4 protein-coding genes are annotated in these 2,866 nt (G+C 34.6%); 2 read left to right on the top strand and 2 right to left on the bottom strand.

All coding sequences use genetic code 11. From position 1 onward, the window contains the following. Window positions 1-34 precede the first annotated feature (34 nt). Window positions 35-448, bottom strand: a complete 414-nt coding sequence (locus tag A9239_RS09395; protein WP_048117979.1) for a pyridoxamine 5'-phosphate oxidase family protein — start codon at window positions 446-448, stop codon at window positions 35-37. 182 nt (window positions 449-630) lie between these two features. After that, window positions 631-1,458: a TrmB family transcriptional regulator gene (locus A9239_RS09390; RefSeq protein ID WP_048155338.1), complete on the bottom strand. Its 828-nt coding sequence runs from the start codon at window positions 1,456-1,458 to the stop codon at window positions 631-633. Between the two features lie 249 nt (window positions 1,459-1,707). Here A9239_RS09390 and A9239_RS20390 point away from each other — a divergent pair, with 249 nt between their 5' ends. Together A9239_RS20390 and A9239_RS20385 are read left to right on the top strand one after the other, a co-directional pair. After that, entirely contained in the window at window positions 1,708-2,082 is a 375-nt protein-coding gene (locus A9239_RS20390) for a cyclopropane-fatty-acyl-phospholipid synthase family protein (RefSeq protein ID WP_230669114.1), read from the top strand. Window positions 2,083-2,141: 59 nt separating this feature from the next. Then, window positions 2,142-2,414: a hypothetical protein gene (locus tag A9239_RS20385; RefSeq protein WP_230669116.1), complete on the top strand. Its 273-nt coding sequence runs from the start codon at window positions 2,142-2,144 to the stop codon at window positions 2,412-2,414. The last annotated feature ends 452 nt before the right edge of the window (window positions 2,415-2,866 follow it).

Here is a 2,866-nt window from a genome sequence, read left to right as displayed (position 1 = left end):
ATTAGCTAACTTATGGATTAAGCTTTAAGCTGGATCAAAGCAGTTTCTGTCCTGGCTTGGTCCCAGTCCCGGGTTTGCACTCATAAACATCAGTAATTTTCAGAACTGCAAGGGCTTTTGCAGGGAACCTGTCTCCTTTGCTCTTGACCATTTTATACATTTTCTCGTAATCTGCCCCTTCGGTCTTGATCTCAATATCTCCTTTTATCTGGTAGCAGCCTTTGATCTCCGGACCCCATACATAGATCGCTCCCCTGGGGTTTTCATCAAGGTTGTTGCGAGTTTTATTGAAATAATTGTCTGCGATCCAGATTGTTTCTCCATCTTCCTGTAGATCACACATACCTATTGGTATGACATTTGGTTCTCCACCTTTAGATGCAGTTGCAAACGGGAAAATTTTCATCTTTGCAAAGTCTTCCTTCATTTCATCAGTTAATTTCACCATTTATTTCACCATTTATTACATTCTAATTGAACCTTTTTTATTAATAGTGCTTCAATGAATATATAACTTTGAACGACTCAAAAAAATAGAAAAGTCTATGATTTCGATTTTGCGTTTTATCTCAGAAAAGAGGCGAAAACTAATAGAAAAATTGAAATTCACGGATATGTTTGAAAGTCAGGTCAAAAAAATAGTTCACCCTTTACCCAAAGTTCATCATATTTTGTCTTGAATCGCTTTGCATATGATTCATCATATATTCTTGTCATACCGAGGTTTCTACTCATATTGAACTGGTCTTCAATATCGAGCAGTGTTATCTTGGAATCAATGATTGAAAAATTGTATTCGGTTTCTAAAATTCTTACTTCCAACAGATCCTTAAAATAACGTTTAAATGACAGATCTTCTATTGCATCAATAAGCTCTTTTAATGACGGTAGTAGTTGTGATCTCGGATCCAAAATTTTAACTTTTATGCCACGCTGTACTAAACCCAAATAAGCTTTGCTAAAGGTAGATACTGAGGCATCATATAGCTCCGATCTTTCAGGCTTGTATTTAATATGAATTACAACACATATTTCATGCTCGATTTTCTCAAAAGATGAAGTCACCATTTCATTTAGTTCATTATTATGAAAGCTGTCAGGCCAGAAGACAGTTTCAACATTTTGTGGTGAATTGTCGTTGCAAAGTTCCCTTTCGATTTCATCAAATGTTTCTTTGAGCACTTTGAGCTCATTGAGTGTTTCTTCCTCTTTTCTTTTATACATGAATTTAAATGCGTTTTTGGGATCAACTGCACGGTATCTCTGAGGTCGAGACGGTTGGATTTCAACAAGCTCATAATTTTTGAGGGCTTTGAGAACCTCGTAGATCTTTCCTATAGGGACTTTCGATGCATGTGATAATTTACTTGCTTCCATAGAATCTTGTTTTAGAAGTGTTAGGTAAACTGAACTCTCATACTTGTTCAATCCAATTTTTGCAAGTAATTTTTCATTCATCTTTTCACTACTTTTCAGTTTATTGTAGAGTAAAAAGGTTATCTTTCTGAATGATATTAAGACTACTGTTCTAGCATATGAAAGGTTCTAGCATATGAAAGTGAAGTTGTTAAGTTAAAGGCTAGGCTGACTGAATACATTCGTTCAAATAAAAGAACGATATGTGACAAAGGTTACATTGAACCTATGGAAGAACAAGTAACAAACTCCATGAAATAATATGAGATAGATTAACTAAAAGTGGTCAAGATGATGTTTACAAAAAGTAACAAATATGATTTTGATTTTGTTAAAGAAAACATGATGGGACCAAACTCAATAAAGATTTTTGAAGAAGTGTCCGAGTCTCTGAAGCTTGAGAAAGACATGAGAATACTTGACCTTGGCTGTGGGAGAGGGCTGACCTCAATCTTCCTGGCAAAAGAATATGATGTTATAGTTTTTGCCACTGATCTCTGGATAAGTGCAACAGATAACTATGAGAGAATTAAGTCAATGGGATTGGAAGATAAAATAATACCAATACACGCAGAAGCCCATGATTTGCCGTTTGCAAATGAATTTTTTGATGCTGCTATCTGTATAGATGCCTATAATTATTTCGGAGCTGAAAAGATTATCTGAAAAATCATTTTGCTCCGCTTGTAAAAAAAGGAGGACAAATTGCAGTTGCAGTTCCTGGATTGAAAAAGGATTTTACAAACGGAGTTCCGGAAGAACTACAGCCTTACTGGTTTGATGATATGAATCTTTACTCCTGTGACTGGTGGCATAATTTATGGAAAACTTCCGATCTGGTAAATATTCAGGAGTGTAAAGAGTTAAATTGTTTTGAAGAAGCATGGAAAGACTGGCTTATGTGTGACAATGACTTTGCTCGTAGAGATATAGGAATGATGGAAGCTGAAGGTGGAAACTACTTTAATCTGGTTTCAATCATAGCTACAAAGTTATGATTCAAAATCTGTTGAGGAGCTTTCGACATGACCTAAAAATCTTGTATATAGTTACAAGATATGAGGAAGAAATTACAGCGGAGACTTTGCTAAATGAATTTTACAATAACTTATCTGATAAAGATAAGCTCTTGTATTCTGAAATGGCAGACTTCGCTATTGAGCTCGGTTATAAGTCAAAGCAAGAAAGCATTTCCAAGATATGAGATCAAAGAAGATCATATCTTGAAGTTATAATGTTAGCAGTAATAATCAGATTAAGAGTCCATCCCAAAACTAATTTTATCCTCAAATTAGTAAAATTTCAAAATTATTTTCGTGATCAGAAAATCTATTACTTATTGTAGATCTGGGGTTCAGAAAAATCATTTTGAGTTTTGGGATCAGCTCTAAATTAAATTTTGGATAGGCTCACCAAATTATTATTTTTTTCGTAACTATTCAGCCTATCA

Source organism: Methanosarcina sp. A14, from assembly GCF_001729375.1.
Classification (GTDB): Archaea; Halobacteriota; Methanosarcinia; order Methanosarcinales; family Methanosarcinaceae; genus Methanosarcina; species Methanosarcina barkeri.
This window is presented reverse-complemented; position numbering and strand designations above follow the sequence as displayed.

What these genes read in the sequence shown, in the direction of transcription:
- A9239_RS20390 (WP_230669114.1), top strand. Translation starts at nt 1,708, where the DNA reads ATGATGTTTACAAAAAGTAACAAATATGATTTTGATTTTGTTAAAGAA.
- A9239_RS09395 (WP_048117979.1), bottom strand. Translation starts at nt 448, where the DNA reads ATGGTGAAATTAACTGATGAAATGAAGGAAGACTTTGCAAAGATGAAA.
- A9239_RS09390 (WP_048155338.1), bottom strand. Translation starts at nt 1,458, where the DNA reads ATGAATGAAAAATTACTTGCAAAAATTGGATTGAACAAGTATGAGAGT.